This is a genomic window from Saccharospirillum sp. (assembly GCF_040881935.1).
GTDB lineage: Bacteria > Pseudomonadota > Gammaproteobacteria > Pseudomonadales > Natronospirillaceae > Saccharospirillum.
This window is the reverse complement of sequence record NZ_JBBECH010000060.1, coordinates 69,920-91,608: the sequence shown is the minus strand read 5'-3', so window position 1 is coordinate 91,608 and position 21,689 is coordinate 69,920. Positions and strand designations below refer to the sequence as shown.

Here is a 21,689-nt window from a genome sequence, read left to right as displayed (position 1 = left end):
CATGGGGCCTAGACTGCAGCATCCATGCTGCAGACTACCCCGGATAGGCCTACCCAGTAGCCAGCACTTGGCTAGTCGCAAACCTTGAAACCTAAGTTTACTCCAGTGGCTGCCCTAATTTGATCGGTTCTCCCGGCGAGATTGATTCATTCCAGGTTAGGGTGTTGGGTTCAAACAACATGACAACCGTGCTGCCGAGCCTGAACCGCCCCATTTCCTCTCCACGGCTGAAGGTTAGTTGCGGATTGTTGTAATTCAAATGCTGAATCTGGCGTCGCATGGGGGCGACCACGCCTGCCCAGGTGGTTTCGATGCTGGCGACGATCATGGCGCCAACGAGCACCATCACCATGCGGCCCCGCTCGGTTTCAAACTCGCAGACCAGTCGTTCGTTGCGGGCGAACAGGCGGGGGACGGCTTCTGCGGTGGTGCCGTTTACGCTGAACAGGCGGCCCGGCACAAAGGTTGTGCGTAATAGGGTGCCGTCGCAGGGCATGTGGATGCGGTGATAATCTCTGGGTGCCAGATAGAGCGTGGCGAATTCACCATCTTTGTAACGTCGGGCCTGTTCGGCATCGCCGCCGAGCAGCTCGGTGACGGTGAAACTTTGCTGTTTAGCCTGGATGATGCGGCCATCGGTAATGGTGCCAGCCTGACTCACATTGCCGTCTACCGGCGAACCGAGGGTTTGGGCGTCGTCCGGGAAGGTGCGGGCGTCAGGGGTCAGTGATCGGGTGAAAAAGTCGTTGAAGTTGCGGTAGTCGCCGAGGTTCGGGCGTTCTGCCTCACTCGTGTTGACCTGATAATGCTTGGCGAAGGTGTTGATAAAGCGCCGCTTCAGAGGGCCCCATTCGGATTCGGCCAGCGCGCCAATGAGGCGCGACAGGGTGTGGTGGGGTACCAGGTATTGGCTGGCGATAAACAGGCGGTCTTTAACGCTTAAAGTCATTGACGTATCCGGTTAAGGGCGGTGTTCCAGTCGGCGCAGAATTCGCGAAACAAGCGGTAATCGGACTCGCCCAGCGGTTCCGGGTCACCCTTGGCATCGGCGTAGATCATCATGGTGACTTCGCGACCAATGGTAAATGAACGCAGGAAAAAATCCTGATCATCCGCGGCTTTAAACAGAGCATCCGGCAGTTGCTTTCTGGCTTTGGCGCGGTTGTCTTTGTGCAGCCAGGCCGCCGTTACCCGACGGCTGAACTCCTGCAAGGCATTGCTGCCCGCAACCGGCAGTTTCAGCTGTTTGAGCAACAGGTAGTGGTCGCAGCCTACGTGGTCGAAAGCTTGCCAGTACCCCTTTAGGTGCTCCATCACTACGATGCGGTGCAAGCCGAGCCCCTGCTGTAGGCAGAAGAGAGCGCTTTCCTGAATTTCGACCGGCGAGTGCCAGGTTTTTTGATTGCGAAACTGCCGGCGCACTTCGCGCAGGCTATTCAGGTTGACGCTGTGCCGGTAGGTTTCTGCCGTATGAGCAGTCGGTGCCGTTTTTTTCGCTGGCTCCGGTTTGGCCGAAGGTTTGGTAGTCGTCGCTTTGCGGGTGTGGAGTGTCGCATAGGTTTTACTGATGTCTTCTGCCCAGGCCCAGTCAGCCTCTCTTAAGCCTTTCCGCAGGGCCACACTCCGGGTGCTTACCGGTGGCTGGTGAGCCACCAGGCGCCGCGCTGCCGTGGCAGCCTGGGGCAGTTGGTATTCGCGTGCGGCTGAGGTGATCCAGGTTTTTAGCATGGGCCGGAACTCGGTCAGGCCAAGTGCTATTTCACCGGTGCGGAACAGGGTGTCCAGTTGTTCGGACTCCCAGTGTTGGCGCACCTGATACGCCAACTCGTGACTGAATGGCAGGAAGAATTTGAGCGCCGACAGTTTGTGCGGCTGAATGCGGTCTTCGATGTGCTTATTTTCTTCGTTGGTATTGGTTTCCGGAATGGAGGGTAACTGAAAGTGACTGCACAGTTCGTCGTTCCAGTCGCGCACCGATATGCCAATCATGCCTTCGATCAGTTTGTTGCGGTTTTCACCACGCTCAGCCCGAAATTCAAAGCCATCCATCATTTGTGGTTCAAGCAGCCAGAGTGCCCAGAGCCCGACATTGTAGAATAGGGTCATCCAATAATCGGCTTCGGTCCAGGGGATTTGCCGCACCTCAAACCACTGGCGCATCAGGCTGGCGGCGACCAGGCTGTCGCCCACCGTGCTTTGCAAACCGGAAAAGGCGGTACTGGCCGGATCGAGCCGGGGAATATTTTCGGTCAGTTTAATCAGTCGCTGTGAACCGATTAAGGCCACAGCATGTTCGAGCGTGCGTACCAGTACTTGCCGGTTCGACATCATGCGATTGGCGTAGCGAAAAATCAGCATGGCTAGCAACGGGTCCTCACTCACCACCTTGATCCAATCTGTCAGGGGGGCCGAGGGTCCGGGTAATGATGTTTGTGGCAACAAGGCTGGCAGCGTGACAGCCTTAATGCGTTCCAGCCAGGGATCGTGTGGGTTCATGCGACGCGTGAGCAAAACCTTAAGGTTGCCAGTGAATGTCGACCTGCGCCGCCAGAATAGGCAATGCAGGTTTGATAACCCCTGATTCTGACTTAAAACCGGCTATTTAACCAGTCGCCCAGGGCTTGACGTTGTTCGTCGGTTATCTCGGTGCGGTTCATAAAGGGCATGTCCTTGCTGACCAGGGTGCGTGCATGGATGCGGCTGGCCCAGCGCTCAATGTCCGTCAAGTCGTTAAACACCACACCGGCTGGCGCAGTTGGGAACATAGTGTCAGAGGGGTCGCGGCTGTGGCAGGTGGCGCACTTGTCCATCACCAGGGCCAGACCCTGAGTATCACTGAGTACTGGACGTTCGCTGGCATTCCCACTGGCCAGGCTCTGCGGCGCTGACCCGGGCCAGGAGAGCGCACCCGCGACCGCCACAAAGGCTAGCATGGCAACCACCAGAATAAGGGGTCTACGCACACCCCGGTGGGCCAGGTTGAAGTAATGGCGTACGATGAGGGTGATCAGAATCAGCGCCATCAGGATCAGCCAGTTCAGGCTGTGCTGATAGGTCATCGGGTAGTGGTTGCTGATCATGATAAAGATAACCGGCAAGGTCAGGTAGTTGTTGTGGACGCTGCGTTGTTTGCCAACCAGCCCGGGTTTGCTATCGGGTTGTTCGCCCCGGGCTACAGCAGCGACCATCTTTTTCTGGCCGGGAATGATTTTGACAAAAACGTTGGCAGCCATGATGGTACCGATCAAGGTGCCCATGTGTATGTAGGCGCCCCGGCCGGAGAACGTTTCGGTCATCAGCCAGGCCATGGCGGTACCCAGAATGAACAGCACGGCGCCAAAAGCTTTGTGTTCAACCAGGGGTGTGCGGCACAGGCCTTCGTAAATAAGCCAACCGACGGCGGTGTACAGCAGGCCAAGTCCGATGGCCATGCCAGTGCCGAGCTCGCGGACGTCCGGGTCGATCAAATAGGCCTGGGCGCCAAAATAATAAACCCAGGTCAGTAGCAACATGCCGGTGATCCAGGTGGTGTAGGCTTCCCACTTGAACCAGTGCAGTTCTTTGGGCATTTCCGTAGGGCCAACCTTGTATTTGGCGACTTCGTAAAAACCGCCGCCATGAATGGCCCAGAGGTCGCCGCCGATGCCCTTGTCTTTCTTCCATTGCGGCGGGTCGGTCAGGTGGTTGTCGAGCCAGATAAAATAGAATGACGCGCCGATCCAGGCGACCCCGGCAATGACGTGAAACCAGCGCAGCAACAAGCTGACCCAGTCGGCAAAAAAGACATCCATTCATTAACTCCCACGATAGGTTGAGTAACTGTAGGGGCTGACCAGCAGCGGTACGTGAAAGTGTGCGTCCGGCCCGATCAGTTCAAAACAGATGCTGGCTTTGGGGTAAAAGGCCTGGCCGTGTTGGCGGGTCAGGTAGTCGCCAGTGTGAAAGGTCAGTTCAAACACGCCATTGTCAAAACCGTCGACGGGCCAGTCGTTGAAGCGGCCGTCTTCATTGGTGAGACCTTCGGCGATGACCTGGCCCCGGTCGTTTTTAAGGGTCAGCTTCAGGTCCTGCGCTGGTTGACCGAGGGTGGTGTCCAGTACATGGGTAGACAGGGTGTGACTCATACGGTGCTCCTTTTCAACAGTCGCATAGATTCGAATGGATCAGATTTCTTGAAGCTGGGTTTCCAGCCTGAGCAAGGTGATTTTTAGCTGTTGTGCCGCCGCCAGTTTCAGTTCCTGCCCGGTCGAATTGTTGATGCGTGCGCGCAGTTGGTCGAGCATCTGGTCGGCGCCTTTACCGCTGGCAAACACGATAAAGATAAAGCCGTGGCGGTCGAAGTAGGTCTGGTTTTCTTCGGCCAGTGCGCGCAACGTTTCGTCGCTGGCACCGTCGACACCCGACTGTTCCTGGCTGGAATGGTCGCGGCTGCTTTGGTATTTGGCGCGCAGTGACTCCAGGTTGCCAATCATCGGATGTCCATCGAAGGCTTCCCGCCAGTCGGCCTCGCCCATCTGCGCCCAATGCTCTCTGGCGGCGTTCAGTACCGCTTCTTTATTGGCAAAGGGGGAACTTTGGGTCATTCGCTCGACCCAGCGCTGAGCGGCGCATTGGCTGTGAAAGAAGGCGGCTCGTTGTGCCGTACTCGCCTGGTTTAGTTCGACCAGTGTCATGATGCGGGCCCCTTATTTCCAGTATGAGTAGCCAGGTCTTCAACCTTGTCATGGTCCGGGTTGGTCAATGTCTGGCCGGTTTTCCAGGTCAGTCCGGTGGCTTTTTTACCGGCTGCAGCCGGACGTTCTGAATGCATCAGATGCAGCAATTGTGCGGCAATGGAGACGGCCACTTCCGCTGGCTGTTTGCCGGGCACAGCGCTCAGGCCTACCGGGCAGATGACCCGGTTGATGTCCTCTTGCCGCCAGCCCCGGTGCGCCAGGCGTTGCTGAAAACGCTTGGCTTTTGTGTCGGAACCGATCAGGCCGATGTAACCAATATCCGGTCGTTTCAGGGCGGCCTGAACCAGCTCGAAGTCGAGCTGGTGGTTGTGGGTGATGATCAGCACCCAGGCGCTGGCGGGCGCATCAGCGATCGCATCCTCGGGGTGTTCCAGAGTGTGACGATGAATGCGGGAATCGTTGTTTTGTGCCAGCCAGTCCGGTCGGGGGTCGACCCAGTGCAGGCTGAAATCGAGCGGTGCCAGAATCGGCATCAGATGTTGGGCGACGTGCCCGGCACCGAACACCAGCAACGGCTGGCCGACTGGCACCAGCACTTCAAACAGCAACTGAGTCGCGCCACCGCAGCATTGGCCGAGGCTGGCTCCGAGCGTAATGCTGTCGACCTCGGTGGCGTTTTTGCCCGCCTGAAGGAGCGCGCGTGCCCGTTCAATGGCTTTGAATTCGAGGTGACCCCCGCCAATAGTGTCGAAGTGCTCGGCCGCTGTAACGACCATTTTTGCGGCGGCATCGCGCGGCGTGGAGCCAGCGGTGCTGAGTACCGTGACCAGTACCAGGGGTTCGCGCTTGTGCTGGCCTTCGTGCAAGGCGTCGTACCAGCGATGGTGGTGTCTCATGAGGCCTCCTGCATCTGTTCGGCCAAGTGTTCCAGCGCAAACAGAACCTGTTCGGGTGTAGCCGGGGTGTTGAGTGCCGGGTTGATGCGATAATCAGCGGTGCTGGCGATGGCATCGCGCAACGCGCACCAGACTGAGATCGGCAGCATCAGCGGCGGCTCACCCACGGCTTTGGATTTGAACACCGTGTCTTCCCGGTTGGGCTGGTCGAACAGGGTGACATTGAACACCGGTGGCGTATCGCCGATTGATGGAATCTTGTAGGTGGCCGGGTTGTTCGACAGCAAGCGCCCCCCGTCGTTCCACTTCAGTTCTTCGATGGTTAGCCAGCCCATGCCCTGTATAAAGCCGCCTTCGATCTGGCCAATGTCGATGGCCGGGTTCAGGCTGTCGCCGACATCATGCAGAATATCGACCCGGTCTACGGCGTATTCGCCGGTTAGCGTATCGATGGTCACTTCCGAGCAGGAGGCGCCGTAGGCGAAATACAGAAACGGACGGCCCTGGCCGGTTTTGGCATCCCAGTGGAGTTTTGGGGTGCGATAGTAGCCGGTCGCGGACAACGAAATCCGGTTCATATAGGCCGTTTGTACCAGGTCGGCGAAGGTGAGGCGATGCTCGCCAATTTGCACCTGGCCATTGTCAAAAACGATCTGGTCGGGCCGGACCTTGTAGTGGTCAGTGGCAAATTCGACCAGACGCTGCTTCAGCGTGCGGGCCGCATTCTGAGCCGCAGCGCCGTTCAGGTCGGTGCCGCTCGATGCGGCGGTGGGCGAGGTGTTGGGAACCTTGTCGGTGCGGGTGGCGGATGATTGAATGGTGGCCAGCGGTACCGAGAATTCGGTAGCAACAATCTGCGCCACCTTAGTGAACAAACCCTGGCCCATTTCGGTACCGCCGTGGTTCAGGTAGACGCTGCCATCGGTGTACAGATGAATCAAGGCGCCCGCCTGGTTCAGGTGTTTTGCGGTGAAAGAAATGCCAAATTTCACCGGGGTCAGTGCCAGACCTTTTTTGATAATGGGGCTGCGCGCATTGAACTGACCAATGGCGTCGCGGCGCGCCCAATAGTCGGCACTCTGTTCGAGTCGGCTAACCAGTTCAGGCAAAATGTTGTCGGTTACCGTCATGTGATAAGGCGTGACGTTGCGGCCAGCTTCACCATAAAAATTGCGTTTACGGACGGTCAGCGGGTCTTCACCCAGGTTTCGGGCGATGCCGTCCATCGCCGCTTCAATGGTCATCATGCCCTGGGGGCCGCCAAAGCCGCGAAAGGCGGTGTTGGAGGCGGTATGGGTGCGGCAGCGGTAACCGGTGATGTGCGCTTCATTCAGGAAATAGCCGTTGTCAGCATGAAACATGGCGCGGTCGACAATGGCGTTCGACAAATCTGGCGAGTAGCCGCACAGGCCGTTAACCTCAATGTCCGCTGCCTGAATCTGGCCGGTATTGTCGTACCCCAGTGTCCAGCGGTTAACGAAGGGATGGCGCTTGCCGGTGGTGGTCATATCCTGACTGCGCGGCAGGCGCAGTTTAACGGCGCGGCCGGTTTTGTTTGCCAGCAGTGCGGCGATGCAGGCCCATTGTGCGGCCTGGGTTTCCTTACCACCGAAACCACCGCCCATGCGCCGGACATCCACCGTGACCCGACTGAACGGAATGCCGAGCACTTCCGCTACCAGCTTTTGCACCTCACTCGGATGCTGGCTGGAGGTGTATACCAGCATGCCGCCGTCTTCCTCGGGAATGACCAGACTCACCTGGCCTTCCAGATAAAAGTGCTCCTGCCCGCCGATGTGGATCTCACCACTGGTGGTGTGGGTGGCGTTGGCCAGGCCATTTAATGCATCGCCCTGACGGAAATGGACGGTATCGCCGACGTAGGTTTCAGCGGCCCGGGCCTGGTCAACACTCAGGATGGGTTGGCCCGGTGTGATGTTCCATTTTGCCAGTAAGGTCGCCCGCCGGGCCTGTTCGACGCTTTCAGCAGCGACGGCAAAGAGGGGTTGGCCGTGAAACAGAATCTCTCTATCAGCCAATATTGGGTCACCGGGGTAGACGGCGCCAATGTCGGTATGGCCGGGGACATCGCCAAGAGTCAATGTAGCGACGACCCCAGGTGCTGTGGCGACTTCGCCGATGTCGAGTGACTCCAGCGCCCCGGCTGCAACATCAGACAGCGCGACGGCGGCGTGCAGCAGGTTGGCCGGTTCCGGCAGGTCATCGACATAGCGTGCCTGCCCGGTGACCTGACGGACTGCGCTTTCGTGCGCCACGGCCGCACCGCGATGACCCTGAGATGCCGCCGCAGGCAGTCGGGATTCGGTGAGCTTACGCATGGTCGAGCCCTCCATGAATGTGCACCCGGGATCGGATGTCAGGCTGAGTCGTTTCCAGGTGAAACCGCTTGAACAGATTGGCGGTGACCTGGACTCTGTAGCGGGCGCTGGCACGCACATCGTCGATCGGCGCCAGATTGTCAGCAAGCGTTTGGCTGAGTTCATTTACCGCTACGCTGGGCCAATGCTGCCCGGTCAGCTGTTTCTGCCAGTCGGATAACACAAGGGGTGTCGCCGCCAGGCCGCCAAAGCTGGCACGCAGGCAAGTGACCTTATCGTTATGGTCGGTCTCAAGGTAGAACACTGCGCAGACCGTGGAAATATCGTCTTCGAAGCGTTTTGAGATTTTATAGGCTCGCAGTTGGCTGCCAGGCTTGCGCCGTGGAATGTGAATGGTATCGATCCATTCATCTTCCGCGAGAACCGTTTGGCGGTAACCGGTAATCAGTTCACTGACTGGGACCGAGCGTTCAGTATGGCCATTGCTGAGTGTCACACTGGCCCCAAGAGCGATCAGTAACGGCGGCGTATCCCCTATCGGTGAAGCATTGCCAAGATTGCCACCCAAGGTGCCCCGATTCCGAATAGGGCGGGAGCCAAGGCGCTCGAGCCATTCACGGGCTTCGGGGTAATCGGCCAACAGGGCTGGCTCCAGGTCGGTGTAGCTGACGGCAGCGCCAATGTGCAAACCTTTAACATCCACGGTTAACCGGTTCAGCTCGGTTACTCCGGTTAAATCAATCAGGGCGTCCAGGTCGGTCAGGCGCTGAGTCTTTTCCAGCGCGAGATCGGTACTGCCGGCAGTGTAACGAGCACCGGGTGCCTGTGAACGCGCTTTGGCCAGTTCCCGGCGAGTTGTGGGTTTCCAAAAACCAACCGAATGGTCAGATTTTGTTTCTTCGGGTAACACCGGCGTTTCCAGACTTCTCAGTTCGGCTTCGATGTTGGCAAGATCAGCACTGAAGGCATCGCCATGGCGATCTTTGAGCAAAGCCACACCCGCATCGATAATCGGGCGATAGCCAGTACAGCGACACAGGTTGCCAGACAGGGCGGTTAGCACGGCTTCCCGGTTGGGTGGCGCGTCACTGTGATAGAGCGCAAACAGACTCATCACAAAACCCGGCGTGCAAAACCCGCATTGGGAGCCATGATGCTCGACCAATGCCTGCTGCACTGGGTGCAAGGCACCTTCCTGCTCCAGATGTTCGACCGTGAGCAGTTGCTTGCCGTGCAGACTGTGCACAAAGGTGATGCAGCTGTTCAGGCTGCGATAACGCAGGCCCTGATCAGTCAGTTCGCCAACAACGATGGTGCAAGCGCCACAGTCACCCGAGGCACAGCCTTCTTTGGTGCCAGTCAGATGCGCCTGCTCACGCAGATAGTCCAGGACCGTGAGGTCGGGGTCGGTTGTGGCCAGAGTCACGGGCTGGCGATTTAATAGAAAGTCGGTCATAGCGCCTCTCAAAGACAACCCGGATGCCAGGCTGGCCGATACCGCTGTGCGGTACATTGCCGGGGAGCAGCCTGGTTGCACTTTGTTGTCATGTCAGTTGCTGCTGTGTTGAGCATGGCCTGTACAGTATGGGGTGATTATTAAGGCCAAACTCAAAGCAAGTTCAAGGTCATAATATGACCGACTGGTCAGGAAAGGTAAAGGCTCAATTGTCTGGCGCCTTGGTGTGACTCGCGTCTTCTCTGTTTTTGCCGTTGGGTATCAGATGTTTGCACTATATTGGTGCGTTCGTTCAGAGAAGGCCGCGAGCCAGTGCGGATGATGGCTCCTGATCTGATTTACCAGTATAGCCAGGCGGGCGTTCGAGAGTTGCCGGTAATCGAAATAAGGGGTCACGATGACCGTTTGTTCCGGGTGCTGAACAAAGGGGTGTTCAGCGGGCAACACCTGATCACTGGCCAGCCAGCCCAGGGAACGCCCATAGGTCTGACCCATCACCAGGCAAAGCTGCCCAGGTTTGGGCGTCCATAGTTGCTCAAAAACCAATGCACATGCCGCGCCGGATCTCAGCAAGCGTTGCTCGCGGCAGCTTTTCCAGTCGGGTTCCAGTGGCAACAGGCCATGCAGTAATTTTGCGTAGAGGTTGAAAATCTTGCGCCAGTGATTGCCTCCGGCTTGAATCAGCTGGTGTAGGTCGTCGCCTGATAAAGGTGAAATGGACTTGGAGTATTCGAGCTCAACACTGGGTGGCCGGTGCGGTGCACAGACTACCAGCAGGGGTGAGGGGTCTCCGAAGCCTGTTGCAGTTAACATGGCAGGCAGCTCTGAGTGATCAATGGTAACTATAGCGTTCGCGACATGCGTTATGAATTGTTTAGCGGGCTGATTCGTGCCTAAATATTTGCCTGTTCGTTGCGTATGACTCAAGTAATTCAGGAGATGTGTGTGAATCACCCGACCTTTGATCCTTCCTACCCCAGAGACCTGATCGGTTATGGTGCGCATCCGCCCAAGGCAAACTGGCCCGGTAATGCCCGGGTGGCGGTTCAGTTTGTGATTAACTACGAAGAAGGGGGGGAGCAGTGCATTCTGCACGGTGACTCCGAATCGGAGCGGTTTCTGTCGGACATTGTAGGTGCACAATCCTACGCTGACCGGCATCTGAGTATGGAAAGTCTCTACGAGTATGGCAGCCGGGCCGGTTTCTGGCGATTGCATCGTCTGTTTACCGAGCGCAACCTACCGGTTACCGTTTTTGGTGTGGCGATGGCCATGCAGCGTAACCCTGATGCCGTTGAGGCCATGCTTAAAGCCAATTGGGAAATAGCCTCCCACGGATACCGCTGGATTCATTACCAGCACGTTCCCGAATCGGTTGAGCGTGACCATCTTGAACGGGCGCTGGACATTCACCGCGCGATGACCGGTTCAACGCCAGCGGGTTGGTACCTTGGCCGCACCTCACCCAATACCCTGAAGCTGATCGCCGAGCGCGACGACATTCTCTACTGCGCCGATAGCTACGCCGATGATCTGCCCTATTATGATTTGAACTACAGCCGTCCGCTGTTAATGGTGCCCTATACATTGGATACCAACGACATGCGTTTTGCGACGCCACAGGGTTTTAACAGTGGTGATCAGTTCTTCAGCTATCTGCGCGACGCCTTTGATGTGTTGTACGAAGAAGGCGAAACCGTGCCCAAGATGCTGAGCATTGGTTTGCATTGTCGTCTGGTCGGTCGTCCGGGCCGCCTGGCGGCTTTGAAGCGTTTCGTTGATCATGTACTGGCGCACGACAAGGTGTGGATCACGACTCGCGAGTCAATCGCGCGGCATTGGTTGGCGGAACATCCACTGAGTTAAAATAAAAAAGCCGACCCCCGGGTCGGCTTTTTTGACTCTCTTGCTTTTCGACCTGCTAACTGGTCTGCAAGTTACTAGACAGACAAGCCGTTAGACAGAGTAGTACATGTCGAATTCGACCGGATGAGTCGTCATGTCCAGCGTTACTACGTCTTCACGCTTCAGCTTGATGTACGCATCGATCATGTCGTCGTCGAACACACCACCGGCTTTGAGGAAGTCGCGATCCTGATCCAGCGCGTCCAACGCCTGAGTCAGGCTGCTGCACACTGTTGGGTAGTCGTTCTGCTCTTCCGGCGGCAGGTCGTACAGATCCTTGTCGGCAGAATCGCCAGGGTGGATCTTGTTCTTGATGCCGTCGAGGCCAGCCATCAGGAAGGCAGAGAACATCAGGTACGGGTTCGCTGTCGGGTCACCGAAACGCACTTCGACACGCTTGGCTTTCGGCGAAGTCACGTACGGAATACGGATCGAGGCAGAACGGTTGCGGGCGGAATAGGCCAGCATAACCGGTGCTTCAAAGCCAGGAACCAGACGCTTGTACGAGTTGGTAGAGGCGTTGGCGAACGCGTTCAAAGCACGGGCGTGCTTGATGATGCCGCCAATGTAGAACAGGGCCATTTCGCTCATGCCTGCATATTCGTCACCGGCAAACTGGTTCACGCCGTCTTTGGAGAATGACATGTGAACGTGCATGCCGCTGCCGTTGTCGCCGACCAGAGGCTTGGGCATGAAGGTAGCGGTTTTGCCATAGGCATGGGCTACGTTATGCACGCAGTACTTCAGTACCTGAACTTCGTCGGCTTTCTTGGTCAGCGTGTTGGCGCCAACACCGATTTCACACTGACCGGCCGTGCCCACTTCGTGGTGGTGTACTTCAATTTCCAGACCCATGGATTCCATGGCGTCGCACATGGCGGCACGCAGGTCGTGCAGGCTGTCGACCGGAGGTACCGGGAAATAGCCGCCTTTGACTTTCGGGCGGTGACCCAGGTTACCGTCTTCGAAAACACGCTCGGAAGACCAGGCTGCTTCTTCGGAATCGATCTTGTAGAAAGAACCGGAAATGTCAGAGCCCCATTTTACGTCGTCGAAAACGAAGAATTCCGGCTCAGGACCAAACAGGGCTGTGTCGCCCAGGCCAGTTGAGGCCAGATAGGCTTCTGCACGCTTGGCAACAGAACGCGGGTCGCGGTTGTAGCCTTCGCCGGTTGATGGTTCGACGATGTCACAACGAACGATAACGGTCGGGTCTTCAAAGAACGGGTCGATCATGGAGGCAGAGTCGTCAGGCAACAGAATCATGTCGGATTCGTTGATGCCTTTCCAGCCAGAAATAGAAGAGCCGTCGAACATCTTACCTTCAGTGAAAAAGGTATCATCAATTTCCGAAACGGGAATGGTAACGTGCTGCTCTTTACCTTTGCTGTCTGTAAAGCGCATATCTACCCAGCGTGCTTCGCATTCTGCAATCAGTTTCATCGTATGTTCTGACATGATAAGTCTCCAAGTTAAACGGCCGATGGCCGGTGAGCTTTGATTCAGTGTGACAAGTTCAGGCGATGGCAGCAGCATCGCATAATTGGCTGCTGTTTTCACCGGCTAACCACCTGGTTGATGCCAGGGCACCTGTTAGGCCAGGCTGGAAAGCCGTTGGAATCTGAGCACTAACTGTGTGCACTGGTTTAGCAAGGCCTGTGCCAGCCCTAAAGGAGGTGAAGGAATGGGGGCTTCCGGCAGCTTGCTTACCGTTTTAGTCGTTTCGTTCGCACCAATGCGGTGCGTTTTTAGGGGTCTTGCACTGTGGTAGGGCACTGATTTGGTGCGTAAGAGTTCGGTCGTGCCGGAAAACAGGGCGAGGCGGGCATTTCGCCCATCTGAGAGGTGTCCGCAAAGGTTTGTAACCCTGGCGTGAAAAAGACGGGGTAGACGGGTATAATCCCGCGCCCTTTCCCGCTGCGTAATATTTGATCAGTTATGAAGTTTGTAACCAAGTTGTTCCCTGAAATCACCATTAAAACACGGCCCGTGCGCAAGCTGATGGTCAAAAGTCTGGCGCAGAACATGCGCAACGTGTTGCGTCGTATTTGCCCGGAGGTGGTGATACGTAATGACTGGGACAGCATCATTGTGCGCACGCCGGATACAACGACAGATGACGTTAATCAGGCTGTCGCGACTGCGCTTGAGTGTATTCCAGGAATTGCTCAGGTCAGTTCGGTACTGCAATTTGAACTGGGCGATGTTGATCAGATATTGGCCGATACCGAGTCTGTCTGGGGTGAGGCGCTGGCGGGCAAAACCTTTTGTGTGCGGGTAAAGCGCAATGGTAATCACACCTTCACTTCGGTGGAACTGGAGCGCTATGTTGGCGGTGGGCTGAACCAACGCACAGCGGCAGCGGGGGTCCGGCTGAAAGATCCGGATGTGGTGGTTAAGCTCGAAATCAAACATGACCGCCTGTTTGTGGTGCAACAACAGCGGCCAGGCCTGGGTGGCTACCCCCTGGGTACTCAGGATGAGGTGATGACGCTGGTGTCCGGTGGGTTTGACTCGACGGTAGCGGCTCACCAGATGATTCGGCGCGGCGTAAAAAGCCACTTCCTGTTCTTTAATCTGGGTGGTTCGGCGCACGAAAACGGCGTGAAAGAAGTCAGCTATTACCTCTGGAAAAAATACGGCAGTTCGCACCGGGTGTTGTTTGTGACGGTGCCGTTTGAGGCAATGGTCGAGGCAATTCTGACTCAGGTGCCAGACCGTTATATGGGTGTGGTGCTCAAGCGCATGATGATGCGTGCGGCGGAAAAGATTGCGACGGATCTGGGTATTCCTGCGGTAGTAACCGGCGAGGCATTAGCCCAGGTATCGAGCCAAACATTGCCGAACCTGAGCCACATTGATGAAGTAACCGATTTACTAGTGCTGCGCCCCCTTATCGTGACCGGCAAGCCAGACATTATCGATCAGGCTCGCGCCATTGGCACAGCCACCTATGCTGAGAAAATGCCGGAATTCTGCGGCGTCATTTCACGCAAACCCAATGCGGCGTGCAAACGAGCCGACGTTCACGCGGCCGAGGCCGATTTTGACTGGACTGTCCTTGATGCGGCAATCACCAGTGCGCGCCGCGAAAGCATTGAAACCCTGACCTGGAATTCACAGGATGACCTGTCGATGGGCATCAATACGGTGTCTACGGCAGACCAGGCGGTGGTCATTGATGTTCGCCACCCAGCCGAAGCGGACGATGCGCCGCTGCCAGAGATGGACACGCCCGTCATGCAGATTCCCTTCTACAGCCTGAACCGCAAGTTCGCCGGGCTGGATCAGGACCAACAATATCTGCTGTATTGCGACAAGGGCGTCATGAGCAAACTGCACGCTATGCATCTGCAAGACGCAGGCTTCACTAACGTTGGCGTCTACGCACCAGATCGTTGAACGGTGCTGGGGGCTAGTATTTTTATTGCGGTGGTTGCTTTCGGGTCCCGTTGAATACAGTTCGGTGCCATGAGCTCGGGGTGCAGGCCAATGTCATTTCGCCCGCGTTCAGAGGCACATCCCTGTGCCGCTGACCGGGACGTGGGCTTCCTGCCCGCTGCTGCATGACATTACCCTGCACCCCTTTTGATGGTGGATATTCCAGGCTAGTGCCATGAGTTTGAAATTCGTGCTGATTTAACCTCAGGTAGTCCAAGGAGCATCAGGTGCGTCTATTGGAGGTCGTTAGACCGCATGGATGCGGTCTCCGAGTCCCCATGGATGGGTTCACGACGTACCTCCAATAGACGTACCTGATGCTCCGATTGGCACCGTATAAATTGTGCCACTTGTGCTGCGAATTTCTAACTCATGGCACTAGCCGACCCGCGCCGACTCCCTAGCCAACGCCTCTATCCAGCCACGCATCACCTTGCCGGTGATGTTGACATCTTCGGCGGTGACCGCTTCATCGGGGTGGTGGCTGATGCCCTTTTCGCAGCGCATGAACAGCATGGCCACCGGGCACAAGGCGGCCATGGCCATGGCGTCGTGACCGGCGCCGCTGACCAGGTAGCGGGGTCGAAGGCCTTCGGCTTCGATGGCGCTGGCCAGGGCCAGTTGCAAATGGTCGGCGCAGCTGACGGCTGGGGCGGCGTGGGTTTCCTGCCATTGCATCTGGATGCCGCGTTCGTGGCAGGCGACGCGAGCGGTGTCCCAGATCATGGTTAGGGCGGCGTCGCGTTCGCTATCCTGTTCACTGCGGATGTCGAGGCTGAAACTGGCCTGTCCGGCGATGACGTTGACGGCGCCCGGCTGTGCGCTCATGCGACCGACGGTGGCTACTACGCCGTGTTCGCGGGCGACGCGCTCGACAATCAGAGTGATCTCAGCGGCTGCGGCCAGGGCATCCTGGCGCAGGTGCATGGGTACGGTGCCAGCGTGGCCGGCCATGCCGGTCAGTTCTATGTTAAAGCGCCGGGCGCCAGCGATGGCGGTTACGATGCCGACTGGCAGGTCTTCTGATTCCAGTACCGGGCCCTGTTCGATGTGCATTTCCAGAAACGCCAGGGGTGGAGTGGCGGTGCGGGCGGCCTGATTGACCTCGGCGTAGTTCAAGCCAAAGGCATCTAAGGCCTCGGGCAGAGTCTGGCCGTTGGCGTCTTTCAGAGTTTCCCATTTTGAATCCCAGGTGCCAGCGATGGCCCGGCTGCCGAGCAGGGTGGCGCCGAAGCGGGTGCCTTCCTCGTCGCCGAAACCGACTAGGTCGAGATGAAAGGGTAGGGTCACCCCGTCTTTTTTGAGGGATTCGATAACCAGCAGGGGCAACACGACACCCAGGATGCCGTCATAAATACCGCCATTGGGTACGGTATCCAGATGAGAGCCGATGACGACCACTGGTGCATCGGGATCAGCCGCGGCCAGACGGCCCCACTGATTACCCGCCGCATCCTGCCAGGTTTGCAGGCCGATGCCGTCCATCCAGCCAGCGACCCGGTCATTGGCCAGGCGGTGTTCACGCGTTAGATAGCGGCGATCCATCAGGCCTGGCGTCTGGGTCAGTTTGGCCAGGTCGTCGCACCATAATAGTGCGCGTTCGCCCAGGGTGTTCATGATGCGATTCCTTGTTTTGCGTTTTGGTAGACCGTATAGGCGGCGTCTGTTGCGGCGCCCGCGGTCAGGGTGTGTCCTGCACGGCGCAGGGTGTTTTCCAGTGCGGCGAGGGTGACCAGTACGGCGTCTGTACGGGCATTGTAACCCATGGTGCCCAGGCGCCAGACTTTGCCTTTGAGTGGGCCGAAGCTGGTGCCGATTTCGATGTTGTAGTCGTTCAGCAGCGTTGTGCGTACGGCTTCACCGTCGACGCCTTCGGGAATGTAGACCGCGCAGACGTTGTGCATCTTGTGGCGCAGGTCGCCGAAGGGTTGCAGGTTCATTGCGATCAGCCCGGCCAGCATGGCATCGCCCTGAATTTTATGGCGGGCGATGTTGGCTTCCAGCCCTTCTTCGAGCAATACCTGGCCGCATTCGCGGGCGCAATACAGCATGCTGGTGGCTTCGGTGTGGTGGTTCAGGCGTTTCTCGCTCCAGTAATCGAGAATCATTGGCAGGTCGAAGTAGTTGGAGCGAATGCGCGGGCCCAGGGCATCGGTGTCATCTTCGGTGCGAATACCGGCTTCGATGTGGTGGCGACGGCGTATGGTTTTTACGAAGCGGTCACTCAGGGTGATCGGCGCAATGCCGGATGGGCCGCCCAGGCATTTTTGCAAACCCACCGAGACGGCATCGAGCCCCCAGTCGTCTACTTTCAGAGGGTTGCCGCCGATGGAGGCGGTTGCGTCGCAGTAGAACAGGGTATCGTATTTGCGACACAAGGCTCCGAGGTGCTCCAGTGGTTGCAGCATGGTGGTTGAGGTATCACCTTGCACGGTGGCGAGCAATTTCGGCCGGATGCGCGCCAGGGCCGCTTCGATCACTTGCGGTTCGAATACCTCTCCCCAGGGCACTTCCAGGGTATGCACTTCGGCACCCGCCCGTTCGGCGATTTCGGTCAGCAGATGACCAAAGCGACCGAAGATGGGCACCAGGACTTTATCTCCTGGCTCAATGACCGAAACCATCACCGCCTCGATGCCGGCACGGGCGGTACCGTCGACCATCAGCGTCCAGTGGTTGCTGGTTTCAAAGACCTTCCGGTACAGCGCCATCACGTCGTTCATGTAGCCCGTCATCACCGGGTCGTATTGACCGATCAGTTGAGTCGACAGGGCATTGAGCACCCGAGGGTACGCATTGATCGGGCCTGGCCCCATCAGCAAACGGGGAGGGGGAGACAGTCGGGATAAGGGTAAAGATGGCATGGCGGCGGCTCCGCAGTTTGGCAATGAGAATAAAGTAACATTTGTTTCTTTAAATTATAAGTGAAACAAATGTTACTTATAGAGCAGGGTAAAGACTAAGACTTCGCAGAAGTTATTGGCCGTTCAAGGCTCCAGCTCCCCCAGTTCCTGATACTGCTGTTCTATCTGCTCAATGCGTTGGCGTGTGGCCTCGGGGAAGTGCTGCATCATGCCGTTCGATGCATGCGCGATCCAGCTCATTGGGGCTGCATAGCTGGCGAACGGCCCGCAGCTCTCGATCGATAAGTGAATGTGAGCGGTTAGTTGGGTTTGCATCGGGAAGTCGGGCTCGGTGATCAGGACGGTTTTGGCCGTGTTGCGCAACAGGGTTTTGAGTAATTGCTGAAAGCCACGGTAGCGCCGCCTGAAGCCAAATACGACGATGACATCGTCTGCGTCCAGTTGTACCAGGTGTTCAGACAGCGATTGTCCCGGCTGTGGAATCAGGCGGGTGTTCGCTCTCAATTGAGTCCATTGGGTATGGGCGTGTAATGCCAGCGGGAAGTTATTGCGCTGGCCCAGGCAGTATAGGCTTCGCGCGGTAAAGAGCAGGTCGATGATTTTGGAGCTGTGCTGCAGGCTGGTTTCAGACAACCAGCCTGACAGGTTGCTGGTTTCCTGCTGGACGTGGTGGTAGAGATCATCGGCCTGGGTGATCGGCCTGGCCAGTGGGCTGCCCGGGTTTGGTTGCTGGCGCATCGCTTCACGCGCCTGGTTGAAGTCTTCGTATCCCAGGCGGCGAAATAACCGGCTGACGGTGGCCTTGCTGACGGTGTGAATCTGGCTCAGTTCGGTCAGTGAATAGGTGGCAGCCAGTCGTGCCTGGGCTGCCACAAATAGGGCTACCCGGCGTTCGGCGGCGGGCAATACATGCCAGTGTTGCTGGATGCGCTCGGCGAGCAGATCAGACTCGGTCACAGGCCTGTTCCGGAACAATTAAAACGGTATTGAAACATGTGTTTCGTGCTGGTGCCAGCCCGGACGAATCATGACATTTTTTGGGTGGGATTATTGCCCGGATACTTCCATTCGGTTTTTACCGGTGGTTTTGGCTTTGTACATGGCCAGATCGGAAGCCTGATACAGGGTGCTGAAATCATCGCCCTGGTCGGGGTACAGTGCAATGCCCAGGGAGCAACTGCAGTAGAGTTCTGCTCCGTCCCAGTCGATTGGTTTTTGCAGTTGTTCATGGACTTTGCTGGCAACGAGAGAGGCTGCGTCGGCATCTTCAAGGGCGGCGAGAATGATGAATTCGTCACCACCCAGCCTGGCTACGGTGTCGCTTTGGCGCACGGTCTGGGTGAGGCGGCTGGCGATGGCACGCAGCAACGCATCGCCAGCGGGATGTCCGTGGCGATCGTTGATGTCTTTGAAGTCGTCCAGATCGATGACGATGACGGCGACACGCCCATTGCACCGGTTAGCCTGAAAATTCAGTTGCCGGAAGCGGTCTTCGAGCAGCAGGCGGTTGGGTAGCTGGGTCAGGGAATCATGGAAGGCCATGCGCTGGAACTCATCCCGATCCTGTTCCAGGCTTTGCTGCCGGTTTTTAAATTCGGTTATGTCCTGAACCGCTCCCACAACGTAGGTGACGCCCTGGGTATCGATGGCGGGCTGAGCGGTGATGCGCAACCAGCGGGGCGGCTCGAAACCATCGAGTGGAATCTCAAGGTCTGATGCCAGTCCGCCTTCCAGGGTATGACCAATCTGTTTGAACAGTTGGTTTTGCGAATCCTCGCTGAACAGTTTCTGGATGTTGGTCAGGCTGGTATTGAAGGTGCGGGGAATGGCCAGTATCCGGAGCGATTCGTCAGTCAGGGTGAACTGACGATTCTGGGCGTTATATTCCCAGCCGCCGACCCGCGCCATGCGGTTGGTCTGTTCCAGCATGTTCTGGCTGTGTTCCAGTGCGTTCAAAACGCGTTTGTAGGCTCGAATATCGCGGATGATTACGATTACCCAACTGCCTGAGATCCCGCCATCCCGGTCGCGCACGGCCGTGGCCCGGGTGGAAACTGGAATGATGGTGCCATCACGGTGCAACAGTTCTTTCTCAAACACATCAGAATAGCCGCGCTCCTCTACCTGATGCGCGATTTCCGAATCGATGTCTTCCCAGCCTGGCGGTGTCATTTCATTAAAGGTCAGCTGGCTCAATTCACTTTGGGTGTAGCCGGTCATGGTCAGATAGGCGTTGTTGGCGAGCTGTATGGTGCCGTCCAGCAGGCTGTAAGTGATGCCGTCCTGGCTGCTGTCGAACAGGGTTTGCATGGGGTGAGCCGGCTCACGGATATCCGTTGCTGGCAGCAGGCTGATCCAGAAATTCCGTTCAGATGAGGTTGTAATGGGCTGAAAGGTCGCTTTGACCGAGATTGTGTGGTCGGCGAGCAGCAGTGTCAGGATGCGAACAGTGCGGTCGTGCATCTGCTGCAGATGGTCGGGATGTACGTCCGGCAACCAGGAAGATAGGCTGGTATTACTCAAATGCGATGTATCAGTAGCCAGCCAGTCCATCATAGTCTGGTTGGATTTAAGAATGCGACCCTGACTGTCACAAAGCCATTGGGCAGTACTGCTCTGCTCAAAAGCCGAGGTTAACAGCGACGCTACCAGATCCTGATCCACAGGATGTCCCCACCGTCTTAAAGCATGATGTCAGACTGGCACCTTACTAAAGCCGGGTAGTGATCGCCAGTGATTAAGAGGGTGGGCCCAAATCCGGTGTCGAATTCGAGCCCACCCTCGTTTTAGTGGTCAGTTGTCAAAGTGCTCAGTTAGTCGTCGGTTGCTCAGCAGTTTCAGTCTCGTCTTCACCTTTCTTGTTTTGCAGGTAAAGTGCATCAAAGTTGACCGGAGCCAGCATCAGAGCTGGGAAGCTGCCCTTGGTGACGGCGGTATCGACGGCTTCCCGTGCGTAGGGAAACAGCACTGACGGGCAATAGGCGCCAATCATCTGATCACGGGTTTCATCCGGGAAGCCAGCAACGGTGAACACACCGGCCTGCTGAACCTCAGTCAAAAAGGCCGTTTTTTCGCCAATTTTGGCTTCAACGGTGATGATCAGTACCACTTCGACGACATTTTCGTCGAGAGTGCGGGTGCGGGTGTTCAGGTCCAGCTTGATCTGGGGCTTCCATTCTTCACGAAAAATGGCGGGCGCATTGGGCGATTCGAACGATACGTCGCGGGTATAAATGCGCTGAATGGCAAACTGGGGTTTTTGTTGTTCGGTCATGGGGACTCCAAAAAATCCGTTTCATTTATTGTTAGGGTGATTAAGGGTCGCTGATCAGGTGCTGTTAGGCCGTCACCCGGCCTGCGCAGCCTCTGCCAGCAGAGGTTCGAGCTGACCTGCGCGTTCCAGGGAATAAAGCTCATCGCAGCCACCAACATGGCGCTCGCCGACCCATATTTGTGGCACTGTGTACTGGCCACTGCGTTGCATCATTTCCTGACGCAGTTCCGGCTGACCATCGACCCGAATCTCATGATAGGCACTGCCCTTGTGATCCAGTAATTGCTTGGCGCGCAGGCAATAGGGACACCAGGCGGTGGTGTAAAGCGTAACTGGCGAGGTGGTAGACATGGTCAGACGGCTCCGATTTCAGGACTTAACCAGCGGCATGCTGCTGTTTTGCCACTCCATAATGCCACCCCGCAATTTGTGCAACTGGGTGAAGCCGGCCTTGGCCAGCAAAGCGCCACTGGCGCCGGACGACGTACCGGTTTTGCACACGATAATGATGGGGGTGTCTTTATAGGCTTCAAGTTCAGACAGCCGACGTTCCACATCACGGGCCGGGATGTTGATGGCATTGGGCAGGTGGCCTTTGCGGAAATCCTCTTTCGAGCGCACGTCCAGCACCTTTGCATCCTGGGTGTTGATCAGCAGGGTGGCCTGTTGCGGTGAGACCGCCGAGCCGCCTTTGCTCCCTTCGGTCACAATCAGCAGGACCAGCAGGGCAACCCAGATGGATGCCAGGATCCAGTGATTGATAACGAATTCAAATATTTGCTCCAACATGATTAGGGCTCTGCAGTTCGATGAAAAAGTGAGCGCGGCAGTATACACC

19 protein-coding genes are annotated in these 21,689 nt (G+C 57.0%); 2 read left to right on the top strand and 17 right to left on the bottom strand.

Features of this window, described 5'->3' with window-relative positions; all coding sequences use genetic code 11:
- Window positions 1–97: 97 nt before the first annotated feature.
- The 9 genes from asd to WEB54_RS11450 form a co-directional block, all read right to left on the bottom strand.
- On the bottom strand, window positions 98–949 hold the full coding sequence (asd, locus tag WEB54_RS11490; RefSeq protein WP_368055743.1) for an archaetidylserine decarboxylase: 852 nt from the start codon (window positions 947–949) through the stop codon (window positions 98–100).
- Window positions 946–2,496 carry a hypothetical protein gene (locus tag WEB54_RS11485; RefSeq protein WP_368055741.1) on the bottom strand — a complete coding sequence of 517 codons (1,551 nt, stop codon included), beginning with the start codon at window positions 2,494–2,496 and terminating at the stop codon, window positions 946–948. Before WEB54_RS11485 ends, asd begins: the two co-directional genes overlap by 4 nt.
- Window positions 2,497–2,588: 92 nt before the next feature.
- Window positions 2,589–3,791 (bottom strand): urate hydroxylase PuuD, encoded by a 1,203-nt coding sequence (locus WEB54_RS11480; protein WP_368055739.1) that lies wholly within the window; start codon window positions 3,789–3,791, stop codon window positions 2,589–2,591.
- 3 nt (window positions 3,792–3,794) lie between these two features.
- Window positions 3,795–4,124: a hydroxyisourate hydrolase gene (uraH, locus tag WEB54_RS11475; RefSeq protein WP_368055737.1), complete on the bottom strand. Its 330-nt coding sequence runs from the start codon at window positions 4,122–4,124 to the stop codon at window positions 3,795–3,797.
- Between the two features lie 39 nt (window positions 4,125–4,163).
- Window positions 4,164–4,673 (bottom strand): 2-oxo-4-hydroxy-4-carboxy-5-ureidoimidazoline decarboxylase, encoded by a 510-nt coding sequence (uraD, locus tag WEB54_RS11470; RefSeq protein WP_368055735.1) that lies wholly within the window; start codon window positions 4,671–4,673, stop codon window positions 4,164–4,166.
- Entirely contained in the window at window positions 4,670–5,572 is a 903-nt protein-coding gene (xdhC, locus tag WEB54_RS11465) for a xanthine dehydrogenase accessory protein XdhC (RefSeq protein ID WP_368055733.1), read from the bottom strand. The genes uraD and xdhC overlap by 4 nt, the downstream gene beginning before the upstream one ends.
- Window positions 5,569–7,911 (bottom strand): xanthine dehydrogenase molybdopterin binding subunit, encoded by a 2,343-nt coding sequence (xdhB, locus tag WEB54_RS11460; protein WP_368055731.1) that lies wholly within the window; start codon window positions 7,909–7,911, stop codon window positions 5,569–5,571. Before xdhB ends, xdhC begins: the two co-directional genes overlap by 4 nt.
- The gene (gene xdhA, locus WEB54_RS11455; RefSeq protein WP_368055729.1) at window positions 7,904–9,367 is read right to left on the bottom strand and encodes a xanthine dehydrogenase small subunit; all 1,464 of its coding nucleotides are present in this window, start codon (window positions 9,365–9,367) and stop codon (window positions 7,904–7,906) included. Before xdhA ends, xdhB begins: the two co-directional genes overlap by 8 nt.
- A 261-nt stretch (window positions 9,368–9,628) precedes the next feature.
- Window positions 9,629–10,180, bottom strand: a complete 552-nt coding sequence (locus WEB54_RS11450) for a hypothetical protein (RefSeq protein WP_368055727.1) — start codon at window positions 10,178–10,180, stop codon at window positions 9,629–9,631.
- A gap of 132 nt (window positions 10,181–10,312) precedes the next feature.
- On the opposite strand from WEB54_RS11450, the gene puuE reads away from it, so the two are divergent.
- Window positions 10,313–11,233, top strand: coding sequence for an allantoinase PuuE (puuE, locus tag WEB54_RS11445; RefSeq protein ID WP_368054335.1), 921 nt, complete (start codon window positions 10,313–10,315; stop codon window positions 11,231–11,233).
- A 90-nt stretch (window positions 11,234–11,323) separates the two neighbouring features.
- Here the strand turns inward: puuE and glnA are convergent, their stop codons facing one another.
- Window positions 11,324–12,730 (bottom strand): glutamate--ammonia ligase, encoded by a 1,407-nt coding sequence (gene glnA, locus WEB54_RS11440; protein ID WP_368054337.1) that lies wholly within the window; start codon window positions 12,728–12,730, stop codon window positions 11,324–11,326.
- Between the two features lie 480 nt (window positions 12,731–13,210).
- Here glnA and thiI point away from each other — a divergent pair, with 480 nt between their 5' ends.
- Window positions 13,211–14,674, top strand: a complete 1,464-nt coding sequence (gene thiI, locus WEB54_RS11435) for a tRNA uracil 4-sulfurtransferase ThiI (RefSeq protein WP_368054339.1) — start codon at window positions 13,211–13,213, stop codon at window positions 14,672–14,674.
- 417 nt (window positions 14,675–15,091) lie between these two features.
- Here thiI and WEB54_RS11430 read toward each other — a convergent pair whose 3' ends face one another.
- The 7 genes from WEB54_RS11430 to WEB54_RS11400 form a co-directional block, all read right to left on the bottom strand.
- Window positions 15,092–16,330, bottom strand: coding sequence for an allantoate amidohydrolase (locus WEB54_RS11430; RefSeq protein ID WP_368054369.1), 1,239 nt, complete (start codon window positions 16,328–16,330; stop codon window positions 15,092–15,094).
- Entirely contained in the window at window positions 16,327–17,577 is a 1,251-nt protein-coding gene (locus tag WEB54_RS11425) for an alanine--glyoxylate aminotransferase family protein (RefSeq protein WP_368055725.1), read from the bottom strand. Before WEB54_RS11425 ends, WEB54_RS11430 begins: the two co-directional genes overlap by 4 nt.
- Window positions 17,578–17,700: 123 nt before the next feature.
- On the bottom strand, window positions 17,701–18,534 hold the full coding sequence (locus tag WEB54_RS11420; protein WP_368055723.1) for a MurR/RpiR family transcriptional regulator: 834 nt from the start codon (window positions 18,532–18,534) through the stop codon (window positions 17,701–17,703).
- 90 nt (window positions 18,535–18,624) lie between these two features.
- The gene (locus WEB54_RS11415; RefSeq protein ID WP_368055721.1) at window positions 18,625–20,241 is read right to left on the bottom strand and encodes a diguanylate cyclase; all 1,617 of its coding nucleotides are present in this window, start codon (window positions 20,239–20,241) and stop codon (window positions 18,625–18,627) included.
- 145 nt (window positions 20,242–20,386) lie between these two features.
- On the bottom strand, window positions 20,387–20,851 hold the full coding sequence (gene secB / locus WEB54_RS11410; RefSeq protein ID WP_368054379.1) for a protein-export chaperone SecB: 465 nt from the start codon (window positions 20,849–20,851) through the stop codon (window positions 20,387–20,389).
- Between the two features lie 72 nt (window positions 20,852–20,923).
- Window positions 20,924–21,202 (bottom strand): glutaredoxin 3, encoded by a 279-nt coding sequence (gene grxC, locus WEB54_RS11405; protein WP_368054381.1) that lies wholly within the window; start codon window positions 21,200–21,202, stop codon window positions 20,924–20,926.
- Window positions 21,203–21,220: 18 nt separating this feature from the next.
- The gene (locus WEB54_RS11400; RefSeq protein WP_368054383.1) at window positions 21,221–21,640 is read right to left on the bottom strand and encodes a rhodanese-like domain-containing protein; all 420 of its coding nucleotides are present in this window, start codon (window positions 21,638–21,640) and stop codon (window positions 21,221–21,223) included.
- Window positions 21,641–21,689: the final 49 nt, after the last annotated feature.

Excerpts from the sequence above, each read along its gene's own strand:
- WEB54_RS11480 (WP_368055739.1), bottom strand. The coding sequence starts at position 3,791 with ATGGATGTCTTTTTTGCCGACTGGGTCAGCTTGTTGCTGCGCTGGTTT.
- uraH (WP_368055737.1), bottom strand. The coding sequence starts at position 4,124 with ATGAGTCACACCCTGTCTACCCATGTACTGGACACCACCCTCGGTCAA.
- secB (WP_368054379.1), bottom strand. The coding sequence starts at position 20,851 with ATGACCGAACAACAAAAACCCCAGTTTGCCATTCAGCGCATTTATACC.
- xdhA (WP_368055729.1), bottom strand. The coding sequence starts at position 9,367 with ATGACCGACTTTCTATTAAATCGCCAGCCCGTGACTCTGGCCACAACC.
- WEB54_RS11425 (WP_368055725.1), bottom strand. The coding sequence starts at position 17,577 with ATGCCATCTTTACCCTTATCCCGACTGTCTCCCCCTCCCCGTTTGCTG.
- asd (WP_368055743.1), bottom strand. The coding sequence starts at position 949 with ATGACTTTAAGCGTTAAAGACCGCCTGTTTATCGCCAGCCAATACCTG.
- uraD (WP_368055735.1), bottom strand. The coding sequence starts at position 4,673 with ATGACACTGGTCGAACTAAACCAGGCGAGTACGGCACAACGAGCCGCC.
- WEB54_RS11450 (WP_368055727.1), bottom strand. The coding sequence starts at position 10,180 with ATGTTAACTGCAACAGGCTTCGGAGACCCCTCACCCCTGCTGGTAGTC.
- WEB54_RS11485 (WP_368055741.1), bottom strand. The coding sequence starts at position 2,496 with ATGAACCCACACGATCCCTGGCTGGAACGCATTAAGGCTGTCACGCTG.
- thiI (WP_368054339.1), top strand. The coding sequence starts at position 13,211 with ATGAAGTTTGTAACCAAGTTGTTCCCTGAAATCACCATTAAAACACGG.
- WEB54_RS11400 (WP_368054383.1), bottom strand. The coding sequence starts at position 21,640 with ATGTTGGAGCAAATATTTGAATTCGTTATCAATCACTGGATCCTGGCA.
- WEB54_RS11430 (WP_368054369.1), bottom strand. The coding sequence starts at position 16,330 with ATGAACACCCTGGGCGAACGCGCACTATTATGGTGCGACGACCTGGCC.
- glnA (WP_368054337.1), bottom strand. The coding sequence starts at position 12,730 with ATGTCAGAACATACGATGAAACTGATTGCAGAATGCGAAGCACGCTGG.
- xdhB (WP_368055731.1), bottom strand. The coding sequence starts at position 7,911 with ATGCGTAAGCTCACCGAATCCCGACTGCCTGCGGCGGCATCTCAGGGT.
- xdhC (WP_368055733.1), bottom strand. The coding sequence starts at position 5,572 with ATGAGACACCACCATCGCTGGTACGACGCCTTGCACGAAGGCCAGCAC.
- grxC (WP_368054381.1), bottom strand. The coding sequence starts at position 21,202 with ATGTCTACCACCTCGCCAGTTACGCTTTACACCACCGCCTGGTGTCCC.